Source organism: Stenotrophomonas maltophilia group sp. RNC7 (assembly GCF_030910085.1).
Classification (GTDB): domain Bacteria; phylum Pseudomonadota; class Gammaproteobacteria; order Xanthomonadales; family Xanthomonadaceae; genus Stenotrophomonas; species Stenotrophomonas sepilia.
The window spans coordinates 1-21,335 of sequence record NZ_JAVFVN010000769.1; the positions used below are offsets into that span (position 1 = coordinate 1).

The 21,335-nt window shown below is 66.7% G+C and carries 22 protein-coding genes; 13 read left to right on the plus strand and 9 right to left on the minus strand.

Annotated features, from left to right (window positions below):
• The first annotated feature begins 105 nt into the window (after positions 1-105).
• Entirely contained in the window at positions 106-1,080 is a 975-nt protein-coding gene (locus RCF13_RS18105) for an MBL fold metallo-hydrolase (protein ID WP_134969190.1), read from the plus strand.
• Positions 1,081-1,179: 99 nt separating this feature from the next.
• On the opposite strand, the gene yihA is transcribed toward RCF13_RS18105, so the two are convergent.
• Positions 1,180-1,782 carry a ribosome biogenesis GTP-binding protein YihA/YsxC gene (gene yihA, locus RCF13_RS18110; protein WP_049414655.1) on the minus strand — a complete coding sequence of 201 codons (603 nt, stop codon included), beginning with the start codon at positions 1,780-1,782 and terminating at the stop codon, positions 1,180-1,182.
• 156 nt (positions 1,783-1,938) lie between these two features.
• Here yihA and RCF13_RS18115 point away from each other — a divergent pair, with 156 nt between their 5' ends.
• The 4 genes from RCF13_RS18115 to RCF13_RS18130 all read left to right on the plus strand — a co-directional run bounded on the left by RCF13_RS18115 (position 1,939) and on the right by RCF13_RS18130 (position 5,230).
• On the plus strand, positions 1,939-2,739 hold the full coding sequence (locus RCF13_RS18115) for a c-type cytochrome (protein WP_134969191.1): 801 nt from the start codon (positions 1,939-1,941) through the stop codon (positions 2,737-2,739).
• A gap of 106 nt (positions 2,740-2,845) precedes the next feature.
• Positions 2,846-3,496 carry a thiol:disulfide interchange protein DsbA/DsbL gene (locus tag RCF13_RS18120; RefSeq protein ID WP_134969192.1) on the plus strand — a complete coding sequence of 217 codons (651 nt, stop codon included), beginning with the start codon at positions 2,846-2,848 and terminating at the stop codon, positions 3,494-3,496.
• Between the two features lie 106 nt (positions 3,497-3,602).
• Positions 3,603-4,439, plus strand: coding sequence for a thiol:disulfide interchange protein DsbA/DsbL (locus tag RCF13_RS18125; RefSeq protein WP_061479608.1), 837 nt, complete (start codon positions 3,603-3,605; stop codon positions 4,437-4,439).
• Positions 4,440-4,462: 23 nt separating this feature from the next.
• A complete protein-coding gene (locus RCF13_RS18130; protein WP_061479609.1) occupies positions 4,463-5,230 on the plus strand; it encodes an endonuclease/exonuclease/phosphatase family protein in 768 nt (255 codons plus the stop codon).
• A 110-nt stretch (positions 5,231-5,340) separates the two neighbouring features.
• On the opposite strand, the gene RCF13_RS18135 is transcribed toward RCF13_RS18130, so the two are convergent.
• The gene (locus RCF13_RS18135) at positions 5,341-6,210 is read right to left on the minus strand and encodes an EamA family transporter (protein WP_134969193.1); all 870 of its coding nucleotides are present in this window, start codon (positions 6,208-6,210) and stop codon (positions 5,341-5,343) included.
• A gap of 72 nt (positions 6,211-6,282) precedes the next feature.
• Between RCF13_RS18135 and RCF13_RS18140 the strand changes: the two genes are divergently transcribed.
• The 3 genes from RCF13_RS18140 to fhuE all read left to right on the plus strand — a co-directional run bounded on the left by RCF13_RS18140 (position 6,283) and on the right by fhuE (position 9,742).
• Positions 6,283-6,765, plus strand: coding sequence for an Lrp/AsnC family transcriptional regulator (locus RCF13_RS18140; protein WP_134969194.1), 483 nt, complete (start codon positions 6,283-6,285; stop codon positions 6,763-6,765).
• Between the two features lie 77 nt (positions 6,766-6,842).
• Complete coding sequence (locus RCF13_RS18145; protein WP_231352293.1) at positions 6,843-7,394, plus strand: M23 family metallopeptidase; 552 nt, start codon at positions 6,843-6,845, stop codon at positions 7,392-7,394.
• Positions 7,395-7,579: 185 nt separating this feature from the next.
• Positions 7,580-9,742: a ferric-rhodotorulic acid/ferric-coprogen receptor FhuE gene (gene fhuE / locus RCF13_RS18150; protein WP_134968897.1), complete on the plus strand. Its 2,163-nt coding sequence runs from the start codon at positions 7,580-7,582 to the stop codon at positions 9,740-9,742.
• A 132-nt stretch (positions 9,743-9,874) separates the two neighbouring features.
• Here fhuE and RCF13_RS18155 read toward each other — a convergent pair whose 3' ends face one another.
• A complete protein-coding gene (locus RCF13_RS18155) occupies positions 9,875-12,736 on the minus strand; it encodes a TonB-dependent receptor (RefSeq protein ID WP_134968898.1) in 2,862 nt (953 codons plus the stop codon).
• 242 nt (positions 12,737-12,978) lie between these two features.
• Here RCF13_RS18155 and RCF13_RS18160 point away from each other — a divergent pair, with 242 nt between their 5' ends.
• Positions 12,979-13,437, plus strand: coding sequence for a hypothetical protein (locus RCF13_RS18160; RefSeq protein WP_134968899.1), 459 nt, complete (start codon positions 12,979-12,981; stop codon positions 13,435-13,437).
• A gap of 9 nt (positions 13,438-13,446) precedes the next feature.
• Here the strand turns inward: RCF13_RS18160 and RCF13_RS18165 are convergent, their stop codons facing one another.
• On the minus strand, positions 13,447-13,854 hold the full coding sequence (locus RCF13_RS18165; protein WP_134968904.1) for a biopolymer transporter ExbD: 408 nt from the start codon (positions 13,852-13,854) through the stop codon (positions 13,447-13,449).
• A 151-nt stretch (positions 13,855-14,005) separates the two neighbouring features.
• On the opposite strand from RCF13_RS18165, the gene RCF13_RS18170 reads away from it, so the two are divergent.
• The 3 genes from RCF13_RS18170 to RCF13_RS18180 all read left to right on the plus strand — a co-directional run bounded on the left by RCF13_RS18170 (position 14,006) and on the right by RCF13_RS18180 (position 17,572).
• Entirely contained in the window at positions 14,006-15,991 is a 1,986-nt protein-coding gene (locus RCF13_RS18170) for a transglycosylase SLT domain-containing protein (RefSeq protein ID WP_134968900.1), read from the plus strand.
• 68 nt (positions 15,992-16,059) lie between these two features.
• A complete protein-coding gene (locus RCF13_RS18175) occupies positions 16,060-16,296 on the plus strand; it encodes a hypothetical protein (protein ID WP_019338423.1) in 237 nt (78 codons plus the stop codon).
• A 55-nt stretch (positions 16,297-16,351) separates the two neighbouring features.
• Positions 16,352-17,572, plus strand: coding sequence for a multifunctional CCA addition/repair protein (locus tag RCF13_RS18180; RefSeq protein WP_061479617.1), 1,221 nt, complete (start codon positions 16,352-16,354; stop codon positions 17,570-17,572).
• A gap of 343 nt (positions 17,573-17,915) precedes the next feature.
• On the opposite strand, the gene RCF13_RS18185 is transcribed toward RCF13_RS18180, so the two are convergent.
• From RCF13_RS18185 to RCF13_RS18205, 5 genes are all read right to left on the minus strand, one after another.
• On the minus strand, positions 17,916-18,350 hold the full coding sequence (locus RCF13_RS18185; RefSeq protein ID WP_005419309.1) for an SseB family protein: 435 nt from the start codon (positions 18,348-18,350) through the stop codon (positions 17,916-17,918).
• Between the two features lie 78 nt (positions 18,351-18,428).
• Positions 18,429-18,788: a hypothetical protein gene (locus RCF13_RS18190; RefSeq protein WP_061479618.1), complete on the minus strand. Its 360-nt coding sequence runs from the start codon at positions 18,786-18,788 to the stop codon at positions 18,429-18,431.
• The gene (locus RCF13_RS18195; RefSeq protein WP_134968901.1) at positions 18,785-19,087 is read right to left on the minus strand and encodes a type II toxin-antitoxin system HigB family toxin; all 303 of its coding nucleotides are present in this window, start codon (positions 19,085-19,087) and stop codon (positions 18,785-18,787) included. Before RCF13_RS18195 ends, RCF13_RS18190 begins: the two co-directional genes overlap by 4 nt.
• A gap of 49 nt (positions 19,088-19,136) precedes the next feature.
• Positions 19,137-19,475, minus strand: coding sequence for a hypothetical protein (locus RCF13_RS18200; protein ID WP_061479619.1), 339 nt, complete (start codon positions 19,473-19,475; stop codon positions 19,137-19,139).
• Positions 19,472-20,491: a S41 family peptidase gene (locus RCF13_RS18205; RefSeq protein ID WP_231352765.1), complete on the minus strand. Its 1,020-nt coding sequence runs from the start codon at positions 20,489-20,491 to the stop codon at positions 19,472-19,474. The genes RCF13_RS18200 and RCF13_RS18205 overlap by 4 nt, the downstream gene beginning before the upstream one ends.
• 434 nt (positions 20,492-20,925) lie before the next feature.
• Here RCF13_RS18205 and RCF13_RS18210 point away from each other — a divergent pair, with 434 nt between their 5' ends.
• Positions 20,926-21,321, plus strand: coding sequence for a hypothetical protein (locus tag RCF13_RS18210; protein WP_231352766.1), 396 nt, complete (start codon positions 20,926-20,928; stop codon positions 21,319-21,321).
• Positions 21,322-21,335 lie beyond the last annotated feature (14 nt).

Sequence of the window (21,335 nt, forward strand, 5' to 3'; positions counted from 1 at the left end):
CCCCACCCTTCCCTGAGCATTCCACGTAGTGGTTTGAGCGCCGCGCACACGCCGGCCACGGCACGCTAAGCCAACGGAACCACCCGTCATCCACCGAGAACCGCCATGACCCTGCGTTACCTGCCCCTGCGCACCGCCCTGCTGCTTGCCCTGTCCGCCCTGCCACTGGCCGCGCTGGCCGAAGCCACCTCGCCCGCGCCCACCCAGCAGGTGCCCGGCGTCTACCACCAGCGCGTCGGTGCGCTGCAGGTCACCGCCCTGTTCGACGGCGTGGTCGCGCTGGGCCGGCAGGAAGTGGTCGACGTGCCGCCGACACTGGTCAGCCGCCTGTTGGAAGGCCGCTACGTGCCCGAAGACAAGAAGGGCCTGCAGACCGCGATCAACGCCTTCCTGGTGCGCCAGGGCAACCACCTGACCCTGGTCGATACCGGCACCGCGCAGTGCTTCGGCCCCGGCCTGGGCCAGGTGCTGGGCAACCTGCGCGCCTCCGGCGTGGACCCGGCCGAGGTGGACGAGGTGCTGCTGACCCACGCCCATCCGGACCACCTGTGCGGGGTGCTCGATGCGCAGGGCAAGCCGGCCTACCCGAATGCCACGGTGTGGCTGTCCAGGGCCGATGCCGACTACTGGCTCAACCCGGCCAGCGAGGCTTCTGCGCCGAAGGGTGTGCGCTTCGCCTTCCCGCTGGCGCGCAACGCGGTGGCGCCGTACCAGGCCAGTGGCCACCTGCGCACGTTCAACCCCGGCGATGCCCTGCCCGGCGGCGCGGTGGCGATGGACACCCATGGCCACACCCCCGGCCACGTCTCCTACCGGTTCGACAGCCAGGGCCAGTCACTGCTGGTGTGGGGCGACGTGCTGCACTTCCATGCGGTGCAGTTCGCGCACCCGGAGGCCGCGTTCGAGGCCGATTCGGACCGCAAGGCGGCCATCGCCAGCCGTCGCGGGCTGCTGCAGCAGGCCACCGCCAACGGCTGGTGGGTGGCCGGTGCGCACCTGCCGTTCCCCGGCCTGGGCCACGTCCGCAGCGAAGGCCAGGCCTACGCTTGGGTGCCGGCGGAGTATTCGCCGTTGAAATGACCTCGTGTAGCGCCGAGCCCATGCTCGGCTACCACGCGCAGCGTGCCGGGATTCCACAGCCGAGCATAGGCTCGGCTCTACAGGAAGGCAGGGAAGGCCTTATTCCAGCCCCAGCCAGCCGCCGATCACGGCGCGGGCTTCGTCCACGCCGGTACGGTCTTCGCCGGAGAACACCTGCACGCTGACGCTGTCACCGTAGGCCGATTGCAGCTCCTTGCGCACCTTCTGCAGGGACTGCATCTGCTGGCTGCGGCTGAGCTTGTCGGCCTTGGTCAGCAGGGCGTGCGCCGGCAGGCCGCGCTGCACGGCATAGGACAGCATCTGCCGGTCGTAGTCCTTCAGCGGATGACGGATGTCCATCACCACCACCAGCCCCTTCAGGGCCTCGCGGGTGCGGAAGTACTTGTCGATGAAGGCCTGCCAGTGCGCCTGCAGGTCCAGCGGCACCTTGGCGTAGCCGTAACCGGGCAGGTCGACCAGATGCGCCTCCGGGGTGACCTGGAAGAACACCAGCTGCTGGGTACGGCCGGGGGTCTTGGAGACACGCGCCAGGGCGTTCTGGCGGGTCAGCGCGTTGAGCGCACTGGACTTGCCGGCGTTGGAGCGGCCGGCGAAGGCCACTTCGGCCCCTTCGTCGGGCGGCAGCTGCCGCACGTTGTGGGCCGAAAGGTGGTAACGGGCGCGTTCGATGAGCAATGACATGTGCCTAGGATCGCATGTTGCGGCGCCGCGCGCCCGTGCCGGCGGCCTTTGCGGGCATTTTGCTGCACTGCTGCGTTGACCGTGCGCGGAAACGGCGTTGATAATCCGAACGATGCCGGCGGCCACCGCCCGGCCCGGTCCATACGGAGCTTCAGCATGCGCCACGCTCGCGTTCTTGCCGTATCCGCCCTTGCCACTGCTGTAGTCGTTGCCGCTGCTGCGTTCGCGCAGACCACGTTGACCCCGCTGCCCGACAATGGGCCGATCAACACCGCCTCGCTGGAGGTGGATTTCAGCAAGACCCACTGGGGCGATGCCAAGGCCGGCCAGGCCAAGGCCTCGGCCTGCGCGGCCTGTCATGGCGTCGACGGCAATTCCACGGTGGAGATGTATCCGTCCATTGCCGGCCAGAGCGAGCGCTACGTGGCCCAGCAGATGGCCCTGATCGCCAATGGCCAGCGCAGTTCCGGCGCGGCAGTGGCGATGGTGCCGTTCGTGCAGAACCTCACCCCGCAGGACATGCGTGATATCGGCGCCTACTTCGCCACGCAGAATGCCAACGCCGGCATCGCCGATGACACGGCGGTCACCGAGGGCCCCTACAAGGGCATGAAGTTCTACGAGATCGGCCAGCAGCTGTACCGCGGCGGCGATGCCAAGCGTGGCCTGCCGGCCTGCATGGCCTGCCATGGCCCCAGCGGTGCCGGCAATCCCGGCCCGGCCTATCCGCATCTCGGTGGCCAGCACGCCAGCTATGTCGCGCGCCGCCTGCAGGAGTACCAGGCCGGCCAGACCAACGAGACCGACAAGGCGCACTTCCAGATCATGGCCACGGTCGCGCAGAAGCTCAGCGAGCAGGAGGTGCAGGCGCTGTCGAGCTACCTGCAGGGCCTGCACAACAAGGCCGACGATGTGGCCACCACGGCCACGCCAACACAACCGGCTGCCGCCCCCTGACCACCACTGGTCGGCCCGGGCCGCGACGCCGGCCCACGGCTGCGGTATGTTTCCTTCACGCCGGCGGCTGCGCCGGCGTTGCTTTTTTCAACGGAGATGCGTGTCGATGAGGTTGATTTCCCGCCTGCTGTTGTCCTTGCTGGTGCTGCTGCCGCTGGCAGCCTGCGCCGCCCCCCCCGCCAATGTCCCGCTGGTCGAGGGCAAAGACTACGAGCGCATCGCCCAGCCGGGCCCGTTCCAGCCGCTGGCCGGCAAGATCGAGGTGGTCGAAGTCTTCGGCTACACCTGCCCGCACTGCGCCCATTTCGAACCGCAGCTGGAAGCCTGGGCGGCCAAGCTGCCGGCCGACGTGCGCTTCACCCCGGTCCCGGCGGCCTTCGGCGGTGCCTGGGATGCCTGGGCCCTGGCCTACTACGCCGCCGACGAAGTCGGCGTGGCCAAGCGCAGCCATGCCGCCGTGTTCAAGGCCCTGCACGAGCAGGGGTCGCTGCCGATGCAGAACGTCTCGGCCGATGAGCTCGCCACCTTCTACAAGGCCTACGGCGTGACGCCGGACCGCTACATCCAGGCCCTGCGCGGCGATGCCGTGCAGAAGAAGGTCGACGCCGCGCGCGCGTTCGCCCAGCGCACCAAGATTCCGGGCACCCCGGCCATCATCATCAACGGCCAGTACCTGGTGCGCGGCAACAGCTTCGACGACCAGCTGCGCATTGCCTCGGCGCTGATCGCGCAGGCGCGCGCCGCCCGCGGCCGCTGAACCAACACCCACCACCGACACGGCGTTGTCGCCGCCGCATGTCATCATTTCCCCTTGGCCGGCGCCTGCCGCCGGCCCCACCTTTCCAGATGCTGGAGACGTTTCCATGAAGATCCGTTACGCCCTCGCCCTCGCAGCGCTGCTGCCGATCCTGGCCGCCTGCAAGGCCGACGACGGCAGCACCAACACCACCGCAGCCCCGGCCGAACCGGCAGCCACCCCGGCAGCCAGCACCGAACCGGCTGCTGCGCCGGCAGCGGGCAGCGAAGGCGCCGCGCCGGCTGCCGCTGAAGGCGAGAAGGCCCCGGCCGAAGCGGCGCCGGCCGCCGCACCGGCCCCGACCACCGCCGCACTGACCGGCCCGGCTCCGGTGGAAGGTGCCGACTACCAGGTGATCCCGAACGGCCAGCCGTTCCAGCCGGCCGCCGGCAAGATCGAAGTGACCGAGATCTTCGGCTACGTCTGCCCGGCCTGCGCCGCGTTCCAGCCGCTGGTCGGCCCGTGGAAGGCTGGCCTGCCCAGCGACGTGAACTTCGTCTACGTGCCGGCCATGTTCGGCGGCACCTGGGATGACTACGCGCGTGCCTTCTACGCCGCGCAGACCCTGGGCGTGCAGGAGAAGACCCACGAAGCGCTGTACGCCGCCATCCACTCGCAGAAGACCCTGAAGGGCGAGCGCGGCCGTGACTCGGTGGAAGACATCGCCAAGTTCTACGCCGCCTACGGCGTCGATCCGAAGCAGTTCGCGGCCACCATGGGCAGCTTCGCGGTGAATGCCAAGACCAACTCGGCCAAGCAGTTCGCCCAGCGCAGCCAGATCAGCGGCACCCCGTCGATCATCGTCAACGGCAAGTACCTGGTGAAGGGCAAGAGCTTCCCGGACATGCTGCGCATCGCCGATCACCTGATCGCCCGCGAACGCGGTGCGGCCCAGGCTCACTGATCCAAGAGAAGCATTTCCCGGCCGTGAATTCCCCCCGTACACGGACCCTGCGCTTGCTGACGGCCAACATCCAGGCCGGCTCAAGTACCCGCCGTTACAGCGACTATGTGACCCGCAGCTGGTCACATGCGCTGCCGGCGGGTCGCAAGCGCAGCAGCCTGGACGCGATCGCCACCTTGGCGCGCGAACATGACATCGTCGGCCTGCAGGAGGCCGACCCGGGCAGCCTGCGCTCGGGCTTCACCAACCAGACCCATTACCTGGCCCAGCGCGCCGGCTTCAACTACTGGAGCCACCAGCCAAACCGGCGCATGGGCGGGGTCGCCTCCAGCGCCAATGGCCTGCTGAGCAAGCTCGAACCGGTGGAAGTGCAGGACCACGCCCTGCCCGGCCGCATCGGCGGGCGCGGCGTGCTGCTGGCCAAGTTCGGCGACGGTACCGACGGCCTGGCGGTGGCGGTGGCGCATCTGTCATTGGGCGCGGGATCGCGGATGTCGCAGCTGGGCTTCATCGCCGAACTGCTGTCCGACCATCCCAACGCGGTGCTGATGGGCGACTTCAACTGCCTGGCAGAACGCCCGGAAATGCAGGTGCTGTACCAGAAGACCCGGCTGCAGCCGCCCGGCTGCATCGTGCCGACCTTCCCCAGCTGGCGCCCCGACCGCGCCATCGACCACATCCTGGTCAGCAGTGGCCTGCAGACCCGCACCGTGGAAGCCATACCGGCCGCGTTCTCCGATCACCTCGCCCTGGCGATGCAGATCGACGTCCCGGCCGACGCCCTGCGCTGAACCGCCCCCCTGGTAGGTGCGGACCGTTGGTCCGCACGCTTCGCGCCGGCCGCCGCCTGGCGCCCCCTAAATCAGGGCATGAACGACTTAATCCCCTCCGTCCCCTTTTTTCAGGCGGTGGCCGACGCCTTCAACCCCCGCGCCGTCATCGTGCTGCCCACCGAGGCGAGCACCGTGCAGCCGATCGCCAGCCACTGCAATCCATGCAGGTGCTCGTGCAGCAGCAGCATCGCCCACAGCGCGGCCACCGCCGGCTCCATGCTGATCAGGATGCCGAAGGTTTCCTTTGGCAGGCGCTTGAGCGCCATCATCTCCAGCGACATCGGGATCGCACTGGACACCAGCGCCACCAGCAGGCCGGCTGCCAGGATCTTCGGATCGAGCAGCGCGGTGCCGGCATGCACCACGCCCACCGGCACCACCACCAGCGATGCCGCCAGCAGCCCCAGCGACACCGAATGCCCGGCGTGCAGGTGGCCGGCACGCTTGCCGAACACGATGTACAGGCCCCAGCACGCCGCTGCGCCCATGGCATACAGCACGCCGGCCGGATCCAGCGCCGGTCCACCGCCGATCGGCAGCAGCAGCAACAGCCCCACCGCCGCGCAGCCCACCCAGACGAAGTCGATGGGGCGTCGTGATGACAGCATCGCTACCGTCAGCGGCCCGGTGAACTCGATGGCCACCGCGATGCCGAAGGGAATCGTGCGCAGCGCCATGTAGAACAGCAGGTTCATCAGGCCCAGGGTGAGCCCGTAGCGCAGGATGGTGATCGCGTCCACGCGGCGGGTCTTCCAGCGCCATGGCCGCCAGAACATCAGCAGCAACAGTGCCGAGAAGCCCACGCGCAGCGCACTGGTGCCCTGTGCGCCGATCAGCGGGAACAGGTGTTTGGCGTAGGAAGTGCCGATGGCCAGCGAGGTGACCGAGCCGAGCACCGCCAGCGCCGGCAACATCGGCGCAAGTCGTGAGGTCTGCATGGGCAAAGTCTATTGCGCCGGCGCCGAGCACTTGGCTCAATTGACAGCCCGTTCGTGCAACTTCTGCTCGCCATGGCCACCGCCCCCGCGCTCGACAGCTTCGACCGCGCCATCCTCGACCTGCTGCAGCGGGACAACACCCTGCCGCAGCGCGAGATCGCCGAGGCCGTGCACCTGTCCACCCCGGCCGTGCAGCGCCGCATCAAGCGCCTGCAGGACAGCGGCGTGATCGCGGCCAATGTGGCGGTGATCGATGCCGCAAAGATCGGCCGGCCGCTGACCATCATCGTCGAGGTGCGCGTGGTCAGCGAGCTGCGTGAACGCGTGGCGCCGTTCAAGCGCCGCGTGCAGGACGACCCGGCGGTGCAGCAGTGCTACTCGATCACCGGCGATGGCGATTTCCTGCTGCTGCTTTCGGCCGCGTCGATGGAGGAGTACGAAGCGATCACCGAGCGCCTGTTCGGTGGCGATGACAACATCGAGCGCTTCCGCACCTCGGTGGCACTGGGAACGTTGAAGCGCAGTTTCAAAGTGCCGCTGGCCCCGGTTCTGTAGCGCTGAGCCATGCTCGACTGCGCCTTGACCGCAAAGCAACAGCCGCCGAGCATGGCTCGGCGCTACAGTCGGAGACCATGAACACACCGCCCTCCCCCGCCCGTCGCCTGCGCCGCTGGCTGCTGCGCGGCCTGTGGCTGGTCATCGCGATCGTTGCCGCGATGGCGCTGTGGAACAGCCCATGGGCTGCTGCACCGAAACTGCTGTGGACACTCTCGCGGATGCCTCCGGCCACCGAGCTTCCGGTGCCGGTGGAAGGCGTGCGGCCCCGCCAGATCGCCGATACGTTCGGCGCTCCGCGCGGCCGTGACCGTTCCCACGCCGGCATCGACATCTTCGCCAGGCGCGGCACCCCGGTGCGCAGTGCCACCGCCGGCGTCGTCGTGGATGTCAGCGACCGCGGCCTCGGTGGCCGCCAGGTGTGGGTGATCGGGCCCGGGCGCGAGCGCTACTACTACGCCCATCTGGACGACTGGGCCGAGGGCCTGGCGCGCGGCCAGGTGGTCCAGGCCGGCGACCTTCTCGGCCACGTCGGCGACAGCGGCAACGCCAAGGGCACGCCGCCGCACCTGCACTGGGGCGTCTACGGCACCGACGGTGCCCGCGATCCACTGCCGCTGCTGCGCTGAACGCCATGTGCTGCGTCGAGTCCTGCGTGAGCGCCTTCCGCGCTCATGGTTTGTAAATAGGAATAGTTCGTATTACCATTTCTTTCGTTTCCGGTGGTGCCAGGACGGCCTGCCCGCCCGTTTCCCACCCGTAGCGCCTCGCCTTCTGGATGCTGGCCGAGCGCGCGTGCTCGTCCAGGACCCCCATGAACCGTTCCGCCTTCCGTATCCCGCAGCCGCAACGGCTGTCCGTTGCCGTGCTCGCTGCACTCTGCGCCGTGGCCCCGGCCGCCTTCGCCGACACCGCCGCCGACCCGACCACGCTCGACAAAGTGGTGGTCAAGGGCGAACGCGCCGAAGGCTATTCGGTGCGCCGCACCTCGGCCGGTACCCGCTTCGACCTGGCGCCGCGCGAGATCCCGCAGTCGCTCAGCATCATCAGCCACCAGCGCATCGAAGATCAGAACCTGGACGACATCATCGACGTGCTGGCCAACACCACCGGCGTCAGCAGCACCCAGTCCGACAGCGAGCGCACTGAGTTCTATTCGCGTGGCTTCTACATCGATAGCTACCAGTTCGATGGCCTGCCGACGCAGATGGTGCAGAACTGGAGCTACGGCGATTCCGGCCTGGACCTGGCGCTGTATGACCGCGTGGAAGTGGTGCGTGGCGCCACCGGCCTGCTGACCGGTGCCGGCAACCCGTCGGCGTCGGTGAACCTGGTGCGCAAGCACGCCGACAGCGCCGAACTGACCGGCAGCGTCTCGGTGAACGTCGGCAGCTGGGGCCGCACCCGCAGCACCGTGGACGTGACCACCCCGCTGAACAAGAGCGGTTCGGTGCGCGCCCGCGTGATCGGCAGCTACCTAGACACCGACGCGCAGATGGACCGCTACAACCAGCACAAGACGCTGGGCTACGCCGTCATCGACGCCGACCTGACCCCGGACACCCAGCTGAGCGTGGGCTACGACTACCAGCAGAAGCGCGCCAACGGCGCCACCTGGGGTGGTTTCCCGATGCTGTTCTCCGATGGAACCAGCACCGGCTACGACGAATCGTTCAATCCGAACCCGAGCTGGACCTACTGGGACACCACCAGCAAGCGCGCGTTCGCCACGTTGGAACACGCCTTCAACGATGACTGGAAAGTCCGCATCGGCGCCACCCACGACGAAACCAAGGCCGACGACAAGCTGTTCTACCCGGCCTACAACGACTGGGTCACCGGCGCTTCGTTCTTCGACAAGAACACCGGTGCCGGCATTTCGCCGTCGGCCGGCTTCTACAACACCGAACGCAAGGTCAATGCGGTGGACGGCTACTTCAGTGGCGCGTTCGAGCTGTTTGGCCTGAAGCACGAAGTGATGGGCGGCCTGAGCTACAACAAGCGCGAGTACGCCAACTACGGCGACTACCAGATCGGCGGCGCCGGCCTCGCCTGGGACCCCTTCTCCAGCTACCTGAACTGGAACGGCAACATCAGCGAACCGAACTGGAATCCGCTGGCCCTGGCCAGCGAAGGCACCATCACCCAGAAGGCCGCCTATGCTGCAGCACGCCTGTCGCTGGCTGATCCGCTGAAGTTGATCGTGGGCGCGCGCTACACCGACTGGAAGAGCGAAGGCGAAGGCGCCGACCGTTCGCACAAAGTCACCACCCCGTATGCGGGCCTGGTGTTCGACATCAACGACACTTACTCCACCTATGCCTCGTACACCGAGATCTTCCAGCCGCAGATGCTGAAGGACCGCAACGGCAGCTACCTGGACCCGGTGGACGGCAAGAGCTACGAAGTGGGCGTGAAGGGTGCCTGGTTCGACAACCGACTGAATGCCTCGGTGGCGGTGTTCCGCATCGAGCAGGACAACGTCGGCCAGTCCACCGGCGAGCCGGTCATCGGCGGCACCGGCGGCGAAACGGCCTACGTGGCCGCGCGCGGCACCGTCAGCCGTGGCTTCGAGTTCGAAGTGAACGGCGAACTGACGCCCGGCTGGAACGCTACCTTCGGTGCTTCGCGCTACGTGGCCAAGGACATCAACGGCGCCGACATCAACACCAACCTGCCGCAGACCGCGCTGAAACTGTTCACCAGCTACACCCCGCAGTCGCTGCAGGCACTGACCGTCGGCGGCGGCGCCAACTGGCAGAACCGCATCTACTACGCGGTGCCGGCTTACGGCCGCATCGAACAGAGCGGCTACGCCCTGGTCAGCGCCTTCGTGCGTTACCGCCTGTCGCCGGAATGGAGCGTGCAGGCCAACCTCAACAATCTGCTGGACAAGAAGTACTACTCGCAGATCACCGGTTACGGTGCGTACGGCGATGGCCGCAATGGCTCACTGACGTTCACCTGGGCGTTCTGATCAGACGCGGGGTACGACCGCCCCGCACCTGTAGAGCCGAGCCCATGCTCGGCTCAGAGAATCAGCCGAGCGCGGACTCGGCGCTACATCCGCAAGGCAGCGCCGGAACTGACCGGCGCTGCCCCCCTCACATCAGAACCGCAGGTCCGCGCGCAGGTACCAGTAACGACCGCGCGGGATGTCGTAGGTCGAAGCGTCATACCCGTTCAACGAGCACGACAGGCAGATCGGCGGATCCTTGTCGAACACATTGTTCAGGCCCGCGGTCAGCTGCAGCCCCTTCATCCAGTCGATCTTGTAGCCCACCTGCATGTCGTGGAAGGTGGTGGCCGAGAGCGTGTTGGTGCCGTCGGCCTGGTTGCTGCACACCGGGAATGCCACGGCATCGCCGCAGTTCTCGGTCAGCTCGGAGATGTGCCGCACCGTCCAGTTCGCACTCCAGCGATCCATCGTCCAGGCGATGCTGGCGTTGCTGGTCCACTCCGGAATGGAGCTGTCGGCCACTTCCACGCCCGGCTTCTGCGGCTGCTTCTGCCCGGCCGCGCCGGTGGCTTCGTAACGACCGACGAACGTGTTCTTCCAGGCCAGCTTGAACTGGCCGAAGGAGGTCTGCGGCAACGTCCAGAACAGGTCCACGTCCCAGCCGTCGGTCTTGATCGAGCCCAGATTGGTCAAGCGGTTGTTGAAGCTGCTGACCGCACCCGTGCTGGCGCGGGTGATGCCATCGCAGTACACCGGGTCGAGCGTGTCCACGCACAGGTCCAGCTGGGTCTGCGCGTTGATGGCCTGGATCGCACCATCGATGGCGTGGCGGTAGAAGGTCACCTCCACATCGAAGCGCTCCGACCACGACGCGTTGTTGCCGAACCACGGGCTCCACACGAAGCCGGTACTGAAGCTGCGCGAGCGCTCCGGTTCCAGATCACGATTGCCGCCGGTGGTCACCGAGATCTGCGAGTTGGCCTGCTGGAAGCCGGCCGGCACGCCCAGCGCGGCACAATTGGCGGCACTGCCACGCGGCGGCGTACCGCCCAGGCCCACCGAGCACGGATCGAACAGCTGCAGGTCGGCACGTGCGGCCGAGCCGTACAGTTCGCCAATGGACGGTGCACGGAAACCCTCGGCGTACGTGGTGCGCAGCACGAAGTCATCGGTCACCTGCCAGCGCAGGCCGTACTTGGGCGTGAACTCGCCACCGAAAGTGGAGTAGTCCGAATAGCGGCCGGCCAGGCTCAGGTCCAGCTTCTTGCCGAACGAGGAGTCGGCGAAGATCGGCACGCTCAACTCCAGGTAGGCCTCGTTGACGTCGTAGGAACCGGAGGTCGGCTGCGACGGCACGCCGTTGTAGTGGCCGATCACCGTCAGCGGATCCGGCTGGTACCAGCCCTCGTACTTGCGGTACTCGAAACCGGTGGCGAAGGACACCGGGCCGGCCGGCAGCGAGAACAGCTCGCTGGACAGGTTGGCGGTGAACAGGCTCAGCTCGTTCTGGCTGCGGTCGCGCACCACCGGCTGGATCCACTTCAGCATGTCCGGGGTGATCGAACCGACGCCACCGAAGATGTTCAACGGCACGCAGCCCGGGGTTGCCGCGCACACCGCCGGGTCACCCAGCGCCATGTTGACGTTGTAGATGTTGTAGCTGCCGTAGTTGGTCTGTTCGGCCTTGTTCTTGCTGTACATGCCGTTGACGTCCCAATACCAGCTGCGGTCGGCGGCCTGGAAGTTGCCGACCAGGCCGGTGGCCACGTAGGTCGTGTTGACCTCCTGCTTGAACACGCGCGCACCGCCTTCCACCGGGCGGCGGCCGATCAGGCTCATGTTGCCCGAGGACACCAGGTCGAAGCCGAACGGGTTGTACGGATTCAGGCGCGAGACCACGATGTTGTCGGCCAACGGATTGCCGGTGGCGCCATCGGGGCCGAAGAACAGCGGCTCGGGGCCGGCCTGGTTGGTCGACTCGCGGCGGTTGCCCAGTGCCTTGATGTACCACTGCACGTTGCCAGTGATGTCGAAGCGGAACTGGCCGAACAGGCCTTTGCGCTCGGACGGCGTGAGCACCATGTTGTATTCGGCGAAGTTGAAGCGGTCGGCGCTGGTGAAGCAGTGGTAGTCATCGCTGCGGTTGCAGCCGGCGCTGCCGTCATAGCGCGGGTTGGGCACGCCGCTGTTGGGCACGATGTCCTGCTCGGCACCGGTGTTGGGGTCGACGAAGGCGAAGCGGCCCTGTGGAATGCCGCCGCTGCCGAAGGCCAGGCCGGTACCGGGAATCGGGAAGCGCGACTGCTCGCGATCCTTGGCAAACACCGGGTCCTGCTTGGTCCAGCTGGCACCGAGGAACAGGCTGAAGCGATCACCGCTCTTGCCCCACGCCAGGTCCACGCCCTTCTGGGTGCCGTCGCCCTTGCTGTACTCACCATAGTTCAGGGTCACCTGCCCGCCATCGAAGTCGCGGCGGGTGATGATGTTGACCACGCCGGCGATGGCATCGGAGCCGTACAGCGACGACGCGCCGTCTTCCAGCACCTCGATGCGTTCGACGATGGCCAGCGGAATGGTGTTGAGGTCGGTGGCCGCACCGACACCCGATGCGGACGACTCGTTGACCCAGCGGATGCCGTCAACCAGCACCAGCACGCGCTTGGCACCGAGGTGGCGCAGATCGACTTGCGCCGAGCCGGCACCCACGCCACTGCCATCGGGCGGGAAACCGAAGTTACCGGACGAGTTGAACTTGGCGTTGAGCGCCGAACCGGAACCGGTGAGCTGCTGCAGCACTTCGCCGATCGAGGTCAGGCCGGTGCGTTCGATATCACCGCGGGTCAGGGTCTGGATCGGCACCTGGCCCTCCACCTCAGCGCGCTTGATGCGGGTACCGGTGACTTCCACCGCATCCAGGTTGGTGGTGGATTGTGCAGCGGCACCCAACGGTGCCAGGGTCATCACGCACAGCGCGACGGCAACCGCCAAAGGGCGGTGGTGCAGGTGATTCATTCGCTCTCTCTCCAAAGGAATGTCGGGACATGGGCTGCCGCACCCCCCTGCATGGCGGCAGCGTCTCCTTTGTAAACAAGCGGTAAAAATCACGGCGTGACGATCGACACTCTTTCACGCGGAATTGACGCAATTGACGGCCATTTGCGTCAAATGGGGGCCGTTTAGAACCGGACGGTAATGTTCCTCCGCCTTCGCTTTGATGCTGGCCGCGACAGCGCGCGCCGGAAACTGCCGCGCGCATGAAAGTGCCTTTGCCGAACCATTTCAGGAATATTCTGAAATTCCTTCATTCAGAAGGCCCGGTTGATCGACCCGGTGCAGACTCGCATCTCCAGCCATTCGCGAGAGGATCGATCATGAAAGCACTAACTGCCGTGCCGAGCGTCATGATGGTGATCACGCTGCTTCTTCCTCTGGCAGGTGAATCGAGGGCAGGCGGCGTGATCGAGTGCAACAACTGCCTCTCTCCCAGCGATGCGGCCTCGGCCTCAGGAGAGGGGTTGACGGTTGTGGTGGATTTCGAGAGAGCCGAGTTGACCGCTTTCGACGTTGAACATGCCCCTGAGATCGGAAGGTGGCGAGCACATCCGACCCCGGTTCCGGCGCAGATTGAGATGGCTTTTCTGCGGATCCTGGACGCGACACTGTCAGCAGGGCAAGCGCCGCTCATGCAGCAATTACCGCATGAGCGGCAGTGAGGCAACGCTCTATCGCACGAAGGCAATCCGCTCCATGCCGGTCGCCTCGGCCGCAGCCAATATCCTCGCCATGCCTTCGTACTCGGCCGCGGGATCGGTGGCGATGCGCAGTTCCGGCAGGTTGCCGACATTTTCGTCCACCTGCGCCTGCAGGCGCGCCTGCAGATCGTCGATGACCATCGGCTGGCCATCCCAGCTCAGCTGGTTCGAGGCATCCAGGCGCAGCTCGATCGGAGGCGGCGGTTCGGGACGGTCGACCACCCGATCGGTGGCCTGCGGCAACTGCACCGCAATCGGCCGGGCCACGATGGGCGCGGTCACAATGAAGATGATCAACAGCACCAGCATCACATCCACCAGTGGCGTGACATTGATGTTCGCCAGCGGGCCGCTTCTTCCTGCGCTACTGAACGCCATGTGCCGCTCCCTGCAGCCGGGCCGTTCGCCCAAGGCCGACGTTACGACGCCTGCGACCCCGTGCGGCAGGGGCCTGCGCGGATTCATTCAGCTGTCGTTGCCGACGCCGGGCGTGCACGCAATGCGAAACTGAATTCAGCCACTGCCCGCTATGCTGCATGCCATGACCCGACGCACTTCGACCGCCCTGTCCCTGCTGCCCTTGGCCACCACGCTGCTGATCGGCTGCGCCAATGCCCAGTCCCTCGATGCCCAGAACGCGCAGCTGAAAGCCGCGATCGCAGCCGCCGAACGCGGCCAGTACGATCCTGGCCAGGCCGCTGCGCTCAGCCGTCATCCGGCCTATGGCTGGCTGGAGTACGCCAACCTGCGGCGCAACATCGACAGCGTCGATACCGCGCAGGCCCAGGCCTTCCTCAAGCGCTACGACGGCCAGGCCGTGGCCACCACCTTCCGCAGCGTGTGGCTGCCCTCGCTCGCACGCCGCCAGGACTGGCCCACCCTGCTCGCCAACTGGGTGCCCACCGACAACGCCGGCCTGCGCTGTGCGCAGCTGACCGCGCGTCAGGTGACGGGCAAGGTCGATCCGCAGTGGATCAGCGAGGCGCAGGACCTGTGGCGCAAGAACGGCAAGTCGCTGCCGGACGGCTGTGATGCCGTTTTCGCCGTGCTGCAGGCGCAGGGTGGCCTGAGCGACGCCCTGCGCTGGGAACGCATCGATGCCGCCGCCGATGCCCAGCAACCGGCGGTGATGCGCAGCGCCGCACGCGGCCTGCCCGCCGCCGACCTGGCGCTGGCGAACAATTACGCCGCCTTTGTCGACAAGCCCAACGCCAGCGCGTTGAACTGGCCTCGTAACGAGCGCAGCCGGCGCATCGCCACCGATGGCCTGGCCAAGCTGGCCAAGGCCGACCCCGGCGCCACCGAGCAGCAGCTGCCGCAGTACGCCCAGGCGCTCGGCCTGAGTGCCGACCAGCAGGGCCAGGTGCTGTACCAGATCGCGCTGTGGACGGTGGCCTCCTACCTGCCCGATTCGGCACGCCGCCTCAACGCGGTGCCGGAGTCGGCCTATGACGAACGCCTGCACGAGTGGCGCGTGCGCGAAGCGATGTCGCGCGGCGACTGGCCGGCGGCGCTGACCGCGATCCGCAAGATGGGCAGCAAGCAGCGCAGCGACCCGCGCTGGCGCTACTTCGAAGGCCGCATGCTGGAGAAGACCGGCCAGGCCCAGCAGGCGCAGCCGCTGTTCCGCGAAGCCGCACGCGCACCGACCTTCCACGGTTTCCTGGCCGCCGACAAGCTGCAGCAGGGCTACACCCTGTGCCCGTGGAAGCCGAACGACAGCGCGCAGGCACAGGCAGCGGTCGCGCGCGACCCGGCCATCCAGCGCGCGATGGCGCTGTACCAGATCGACCGCGCCGGTTGGGCCGTGGCCGAATGGAACAGCGCGCTGTCGCGCTTCGACGACACCCAGCGCCGCCTCGCCGTGCGCGTGGCGCAGGACAACGGCTGGTTCGACCGCGCCGTGTTCGCGCTCGGCAAGCAGCCGCAGGAACAGCGCCTGTATGACCTGCGCTTCCCGCTGCACCACGACGCCACCATCCGCCGCGAGTCGGCACGCAACGCGATCGATCCGGCCTGGGTGGCGGCGGAGATCCGTGCCGAGAGCACGTTCACCCCGCGCGCGCGCTCGCCTGCCAACGCCATGGGCCTGATGCAGGTGCTGCCGGCCACCGGTGCCAGCGTCGCCAAGTCGATCGGCCTGACCGGCTACGGCGGCGCCGACAGCCTGTACGACCCGGACACCAACATCGCCATCGGCACCGCCTACCTGCGCCAGCTGATGAACAAGTACGACGGCCTGCCGTACGTGACCATCGCCGCCTACAACGCGGGGCCAACGCCGACAGCACGCTGGCAGAGCCAACGCCCGGGCTTCGATCCGGATCTGTGGATCGAGACCATCAGCTACAAGGAAACCCGCGAGTACGTCGCCCGCGTGCTGGCCTTCAGCGTGATCTACGACTGGCGCCTCAATGGTGATGCGCTGCCGCTGAGCGACCGCCTGATGGGCCGCCTGGTGGACAAGCGCAAGAAATTCAGCTGCGCGGCCGACGCTGAGCAGGGCGGCGATTGATCGCACTGCGGTCGTGCCGGCTTCTGGCTGGCACGACCTGGTAGCCATTTCCCGGGGAGGGGAACGCAATGAGCCTGTTGGCCTGGATCGGGATATTCGCCGCCTGGAGCCTGTTCGCCACCTGGGTACTGCGCTGGGGTGGCGCGGCCTGGATGGAAGGCTGGAAGTCGCTGGCCTTCGTCGACAGCTGGGGCAGCCTGTGGGACGAAGCCCAGATCAAGCTGTACGTCCTCTGCCTGTGGATCGTCTACGGCCTATGGTTCCTGGCCGGCCTGTTCGTGCCGGAGTGGCGCGGCCTGCCGTGAGGCCTCAGCATCGGTCGTGCCGGAACATCTGCGCCGGCCATGCGATCATCCCCCCATGAAGATCTATCTTGTCGGCGGCGCCGTACGCGACCGCCTGCTGCAGCGCCCTGCCGGCGACCGCGACTGGGTGGTGGTCGGCGCCACGCCCGCGCAGATGGAAGCACAGGGCTACACCGCAGTCGGCCGTGATTTCCCGGTGTTCCTGCACCCGAAGACCGGTGAGGAATACGCACTGGCGCGCACCGAGCGCAAATCCGGCCGCGGCTATCGCGGCTTCGTGGTCGATGCCGATCCGGCGGTGACGCTGGAAGAAGACCTGCAGCGCCGCGACTTCACCATCAATGCGATTGCCTGCGACGAAGACACCGGCACGCTGGTCGATCCCTATGGCGGTGTCCGTGACCTGGAACAGCGCGTGCTGCGCCATGTCGGGCCGGCCTTCGTCGAGGATCCGCTGCGCGTGCTGCGCGCGGCGCGCTTCATGGCCCGTTTTGCACCACTGGGCTTCAGCGTCGCCGAAGAGACCATGGCACTGATGCGCGAGGTTGCCGCCAGCGGCGAGCTGGACGCGCTGGTGCCCGAACGCGTCTGGCAGGAACTGCGCAAGGCGCTGGTCAGTGAGCGGCCCTCCGCCTTCCTGCGCACGCTGCACGATGCGCAGGCACTGGGCCCGATCCTGCCCGAACTGGAAGCACTGTACGGCGTACCGCAGCGTGCCGAATTCCACCCGGAAGTCGACACCGGCATCCACCAGGAAATGGTCAGCGACATGGCCGCGAAGCTCGCCCCCGGCGATGACCTGGTCGGCTTCGCTGCCCTCACCCACGATCTCGGCAAGGGCCTGACCCCGCCGGAGGAATGGCCGCGCCACATCATGCACGAGCAGCGCGGCATCAAGCCGTTGAAGGCACTGTGTGCGCGGTTGAAGATTCCAGCCGAGCACCAGCAGCTGGCTGAAGCGGTGTGCCGCGAGCACTTGAACGTGCATCGCATCGACGAACTGCGCGATGCCACCGTGCTGGAACTACTGGGCCGCTGTGATGCGCTGCGTCGGCCGGAGCGCGTGGCGCGCATCGCACTGTGCTGCGAAGCCGACAAGCGCGGCCGGCTCGGCTTCGAGGACGCCGACTACCCGCAGGGCGAAACGCTCAAGCGCCTGCACCAGGCGGCGCTGTCAGTGCAGGCACGTGATCTGGATACCACGCACCTGAAGGGGCCGGCCATTGGCGAGGCGCTGGCCAAGGCGCGGGTGAAAGCCATCGCCGCCGCCCGCTGAAGCACCTGGTGATGCCGGCTGCTGGCCGGCACCGATCGCCCGTCTATCGACGACGCTTACGCGAGAAGTGGTCGACAGCATGAGCACCCAACAAGATGGGTTGCATCAAGAGGAACAGCCATCCACCCAATCGGAGCGTCTCCACCGGATTGAACCGGGTGATGAACGCAGCTACCAGTGCCAAACCCGCAACAAGGCCGATCTCATAGACCCACAGCGATCGGTTAGAACGCCTGCCCACGATGCTCCTCTCCATTGAACAGGACGCACTTGCAAGCCATCGCCGCCGTCCGGCACCACGGGTAGTGCCGGCCGTTGGCCGGCAACCACGCAATCGCTGGATTCAGTGCGCCATGCCGCGGGTAATCGCCGCCGCACGCTGCTTCAGCTGGGCCACGGCATCGGGAATCATCTCCATGCCCACGTCCAGGCCCGGGTTCAGCACCAGGCCGACGCCGTCGCCGATACCGGCCAGCAGCGCGTGCACCGCGATCGGCATGGCATGCGCAAACTGCGGCAGCTGCTCGTGCCACAGGCCCGCGCGCTCGGGGGCAGTGAACACCGCGAACATCGGCTCACCGCTCTCGCTGGTCAGCACCAGCGGCGAGATGCTCTCGTCCCAGGCGCCATCTTCGCCGATGGCCTTGTCCAGCAGCACGAACGCCGTCGAGGTCAGCAGGCCGTCGAGGAACTGCGCTGCGGTCAGCGTACCGTCCTGGGCCTGCAGCAGGCGCACCTCGAGGTCGTTGAGGGGTTCGAACGGGGTGTCGTGGTCCATGGTCGGTTCCGGTACGTGGTTGCAGGCTGCAACTTTAACAGGCCGGGAGTGAGGCACGGCAGCGTATCGGCAGGGGCTTCAGCGGCCGATGAGACTTTCTGCGGGAATGCCCAGGTTGCGGTGAAGCTTCCGGATCATTTCAAGAGTCAGACCGCGCTTGCGATTCAACACTTCATAGACACGGTTGAGCTGGCCGATGGAGGGCACCAGATCCTTCACGGTCAGACCGCCCTGCTCCATGCGGAAGCGGATTGCATCGATAGGATCTGGCGGCTCGATCGGGTAGTGCTTCGCTTCGTAGGCTTCAACCAGCGTTACGAGAATTTCAAATCGATCGCCATCCTCGCTGCCCAGCTCCGGCTCGTTGTCGACATAGAACGAAATCTCGCGCAGCGCGTTTTCGTAGTCGCTTTCCGTACGGATGGGATGGATGTTCATAGAAGCTCCACAGTGTCGGCATCGATCCGGTCGTACTCGGCGTGGGTGCTAATGAACTTGATGTAGACCACTTGAAACCTGTAACCCACAGCGACGATGAGCCGGTAGCTGTTGCCCTTTATGTTGAACACCACACGACTGTTGGCCACGAAACTTGCGCTTGCGTAACGTTGGCGTACGTCATGCGGTGTGTCCCAGACGGCGTGCCTCACTTCGTCATACCAGGACCTCAGCGCTGCTTCCGAATCAGGGTGACGTTCCCAGAATCGTTTCAGCGTCGCCAAAGCAACCACTTTCATTCGGACATCCTAGTCCCAGTATGGGACATAAGCAACCGTTTCATCTTCATCAGCGGCCGATGTATCCGTGTCGCCACAGCCAGCCCAGCGCAGCCAGCCCGGCCACCACCACCAGCATCAACGGCAGGCCGAAGCGGTGCCGCCACGGGATCGGTACCCCGCCCAGCTGCTGGTCCATGGTCTCGGTATCCAGCACCCAGCCGTGCTCGCAACGGGTACAGGCCAGTTCGTAGCGGCGCTGGTAGGTGAAGCCGAACAGCAGGTCGATGCGCGCCATCTTGTAGCGCAGCTGCGGCGCGAATTCGGTTTCGGTCTGGCAGCGCAGGCAGTGGTGGGCTTCGGTGGGGCCGACGATCAGCACCCGTTCCTGTTGGCCGATCAGGATCATGACCGGGTGCCCTGGCAGGCGGGCTGGGCCAGCAGCCAGGCTTGGGCGGCGGCCACGGTGGCGGCGTCCCCCTCGACGCGCTGGTCGGGCTCGATCTTCAAGCCATCACCACGATCATTGCGGTCCCGCATCACGCTGGTGGTCAGCAGCAGCGCGCTGCCATCAGCCAGCGGCCGCATCACGTTGGCGGTGGACAGCCCCGAGGTGGGTTGGCCGAAACTGCGCGTCTGCGGCCGACCGCGGAAGGAAAGTACGGTGGCCTCTCCGGAGCTGGCAGTGCGCGGCCCGGTCAGCACGGCGACGGGCGCGCCCGGATGTTTTAGCAGATAGCCGGGCCCACCAAGATCGATCCGCACGCGACCGCCAAGACGCACACTGGACGAGGTCAGCTGCCAGAGCGACGGTCCATCTGCGGCAGCGAAGGAACCCACGTTCTCGTCGGCGCTGGGCGTGACGCGCAACAGCGGCGCCACGCCCAGCAGCATCGGCCACATGTTGCCACCGGTGTTGCCGCGCAGATCGACAATCCAGCCGCAGCGGCTGCCGTTGTCCTGGTCATCGATGATCGCCTGCCAGCGCTTGGCACGCTCCTTCATCTGCTGGTGCGCCGTGGGGCTCTGCATGACACCGTAGCCCTCGATCTGTACCCGGCCGATGCGCGGGTCAAGCGCTTCGGCCGGGGCCGTCGTTGCTTTCTGGACCGCTGTTGCTGCGCCATTGGCGCGCGCCAGGCGTTCTGCCTTCGCCTGCAGCTGCTTTGCGCTGATCCAAGCCCCGTGCCCGCCGGAACTGCGGCCGATGGCCTGCCGGAGCACCGCGCGGGCCTCAGCCGGGTCGTTCTGCGCCGCCTTCAGGCGCGTGCGGATGGCCCGCCAGTCCACGCGGTCGCGGTACAGCGATTCCTTCTCCAGCATGTCCAGCAACTGGGCCTGTGCCTGTGCTGTCGGCAGGTCGATGGCGTCTGGTGCCACGGCCTGTGCGGTGGTGCAGAACAGGGCGCCGAGTGCAGTGGCCATCACGCGGAGATCAATAGACATTCGACGTTCCTTCGTCGTGAGCAGGTACCGCAGCATACGCGCTTGCCGCCGCCGTTGTGTGTCGGCTTTGGCACTCCCCATGCGGGGCATGATTTACAACTTTGCTCATGTCGTTGCTCGAGTGAAAGCGCGAAGGTGGCTGCGCCAACGTACTTTGCGCTGGCCGGGATTGGCGTCCTGAATCAAACATCGAAGCGATCGATTTGCCGCATCAACGGCAATCGCGACAATGCACCGGCTTGCCCATGGCGGGCGGTGCGTGGGGATCCTCGTGATCCGTCGGCTTTTTTCGCTTTGATTTTGACCGGCACGCCAACCCGCACCGCCCGCCACCTTGCATCCCGCAGGTGGCCTTGCCTTGTGAGGTTGCTGCCATGAACACGCCCTACCCCGCCTATCCACGCCTGTAGGCGCTGCTCGGCGCTGCACTGCCCGGCCTGCAGCTGTCCACTACGGCCGCCGAAGCGCTGGAAGATGCGCTCACCGAAGCCAACGAACAGGCGCCGCCGTCGGCGTTCTTCGCCCGGTTGCGCGGCATCGCACACAGCCACGGAGCCGACGGCCAGGCGTGGCGCGAGCGGCAACTCAGCGAGGCGCGCGGCCGGGAACTGGCCGAGGCGACGCGCTGTCTTGCCGCATTGTCCGCCTGCGGCGGTGTGTTGCTGGCCGCACAATCGGCGCGCGACATGGATGACGCGCAGGCACAGTGTCCACCGCAGGTGGAGGAAGGGTTGCTACATGCGGTGGTGGTGTTGGCCGATCATGCCGGGGCGCTGGTGGAACCGGATGCTTGCGCACCGCTGTTGTAGAGCCGAGCCTATGC

What these genes read in the sequence shown, in the direction of transcription:
- RCF13_RS18105 (WP_134969190.1), top strand. Translation starts at nt 106, where the DNA reads ATGACCCTGCGTTACCTGCCCCTGCGCACCGCCCTGCTGCTTGCCCTG.
- yihA (WP_049414655.1), bottom strand. Translation starts at nt 1,782, where the DNA reads ATGTCATTGCTCATCGAACGCGCCCGTTACCACCTTTCGGCCCACAAC.
- RCF13_RS18115 (WP_134969191.1), top strand. Translation starts at nt 1,939, where the DNA reads ATGCGCCACGCTCGCGTTCTTGCCGTATCCGCCCTTGCCACTGCTGTA.
- RCF13_RS18120 (WP_134969192.1), top strand. Translation starts at nt 2,846, where the DNA reads ATGAGGTTGATTTCCCGCCTGCTGTTGTCCTTGCTGGTGCTGCTGCCG.
- RCF13_RS18125 (WP_061479608.1), top strand. Translation starts at nt 3,603, where the DNA reads ATGAAGATCCGTTACGCCCTCGCCCTCGCAGCGCTGCTGCCGATCCTG.
- RCF13_RS18135 (WP_134969193.1), bottom strand. Translation starts at nt 6,210, where the DNA reads ATGCAGACCTCACGACTTGCGCCGATGTTGCCGGCGCTGGCGGTGCTC.
- RCF13_RS18140 (WP_134969194.1), top strand. Translation starts at nt 6,283, where the DNA reads ATGGCCACCGCCCCCGCGCTCGACAGCTTCGACCGCGCCATCCTCGAC.
- RCF13_RS18145 (WP_231352293.1), top strand. Translation starts at nt 6,843, where the DNA reads ATGAACACACCGCCCTCCCCCGCCCGTCGCCTGCGCCGCTGGCTGCTG.
- fhuE (WP_134968897.1), top strand. Translation starts at nt 7,580, where the DNA reads ATGAACCGTTCCGCCTTCCGTATCCCGCAGCCGCAACGGCTGTCCGTT.
- RCF13_RS18155 (WP_134968898.1), bottom strand. Translation starts at nt 12,736, where the DNA reads ATGAATCACCTGCACCACCGCCCTTTGGCGGTTGCCGTCGCGCTGTGC.
- RCF13_RS18160 (WP_134968899.1), top strand. Translation starts at nt 12,979, where the DNA reads ATGAAAGTGCCTTTGCCGAACCATTTCAGGAATATTCTGAAATTCCTT.
- RCF13_RS18165 (WP_134968904.1), bottom strand. Translation starts at nt 13,854, where the DNA reads ATGGCGTTCAGTAGCGCAGGAAGAAGCGGCCCGCTGGCGAACATCAAT.
- RCF13_RS18170 (WP_134968900.1), top strand. Translation starts at nt 14,006, where the DNA reads ATGCTGCATGCCATGACCCGACGCACTTCGACCGCCCTGTCCCTGCTG.
- RCF13_RS18175 (WP_019338423.1), top strand. Translation starts at nt 16,060, where the DNA reads ATGAGCCTGTTGGCCTGGATCGGGATATTCGCCGCCTGGAGCCTGTTC.
- RCF13_RS18180 (WP_061479617.1), top strand. Translation starts at nt 16,352, where the DNA reads ATGAAGATCTATCTTGTCGGCGGCGCCGTACGCGACCGCCTGCTGCAG.
- RCF13_RS18185 (WP_005419309.1), bottom strand. Translation starts at nt 18,350, where the DNA reads ATGGACCACGACACCCCGTTCGAACCCCTCAACGACCTCGAGGTGCGC.
- RCF13_RS18190 (WP_061479618.1), bottom strand. Translation starts at nt 18,788, where the DNA reads ATGAACATCCATCCCATCCGTACGGAAAGCGACTACGAAAACGCGCTG.
- RCF13_RS18195 (WP_134968901.1), bottom strand. Translation starts at nt 19,087, where the DNA reads ATGAAAGTGGTTGCTTTGGCGACGCTGAAACGATTCTGGGAACGTCAC.
- RCF13_RS18200 (WP_061479619.1), bottom strand. Translation starts at nt 19,475, where the DNA reads ATGATCCTGATCGGCCAACAGGAACGGGTGCTGATCGTCGGCCCCACC.
- RCF13_RS18205 (WP_231352765.1), bottom strand. Translation starts at nt 20,491, where the DNA reads ATGGCCACTGCACTCGGCGCCCTGTTCTGCACCACCGCACAGGCCGTG.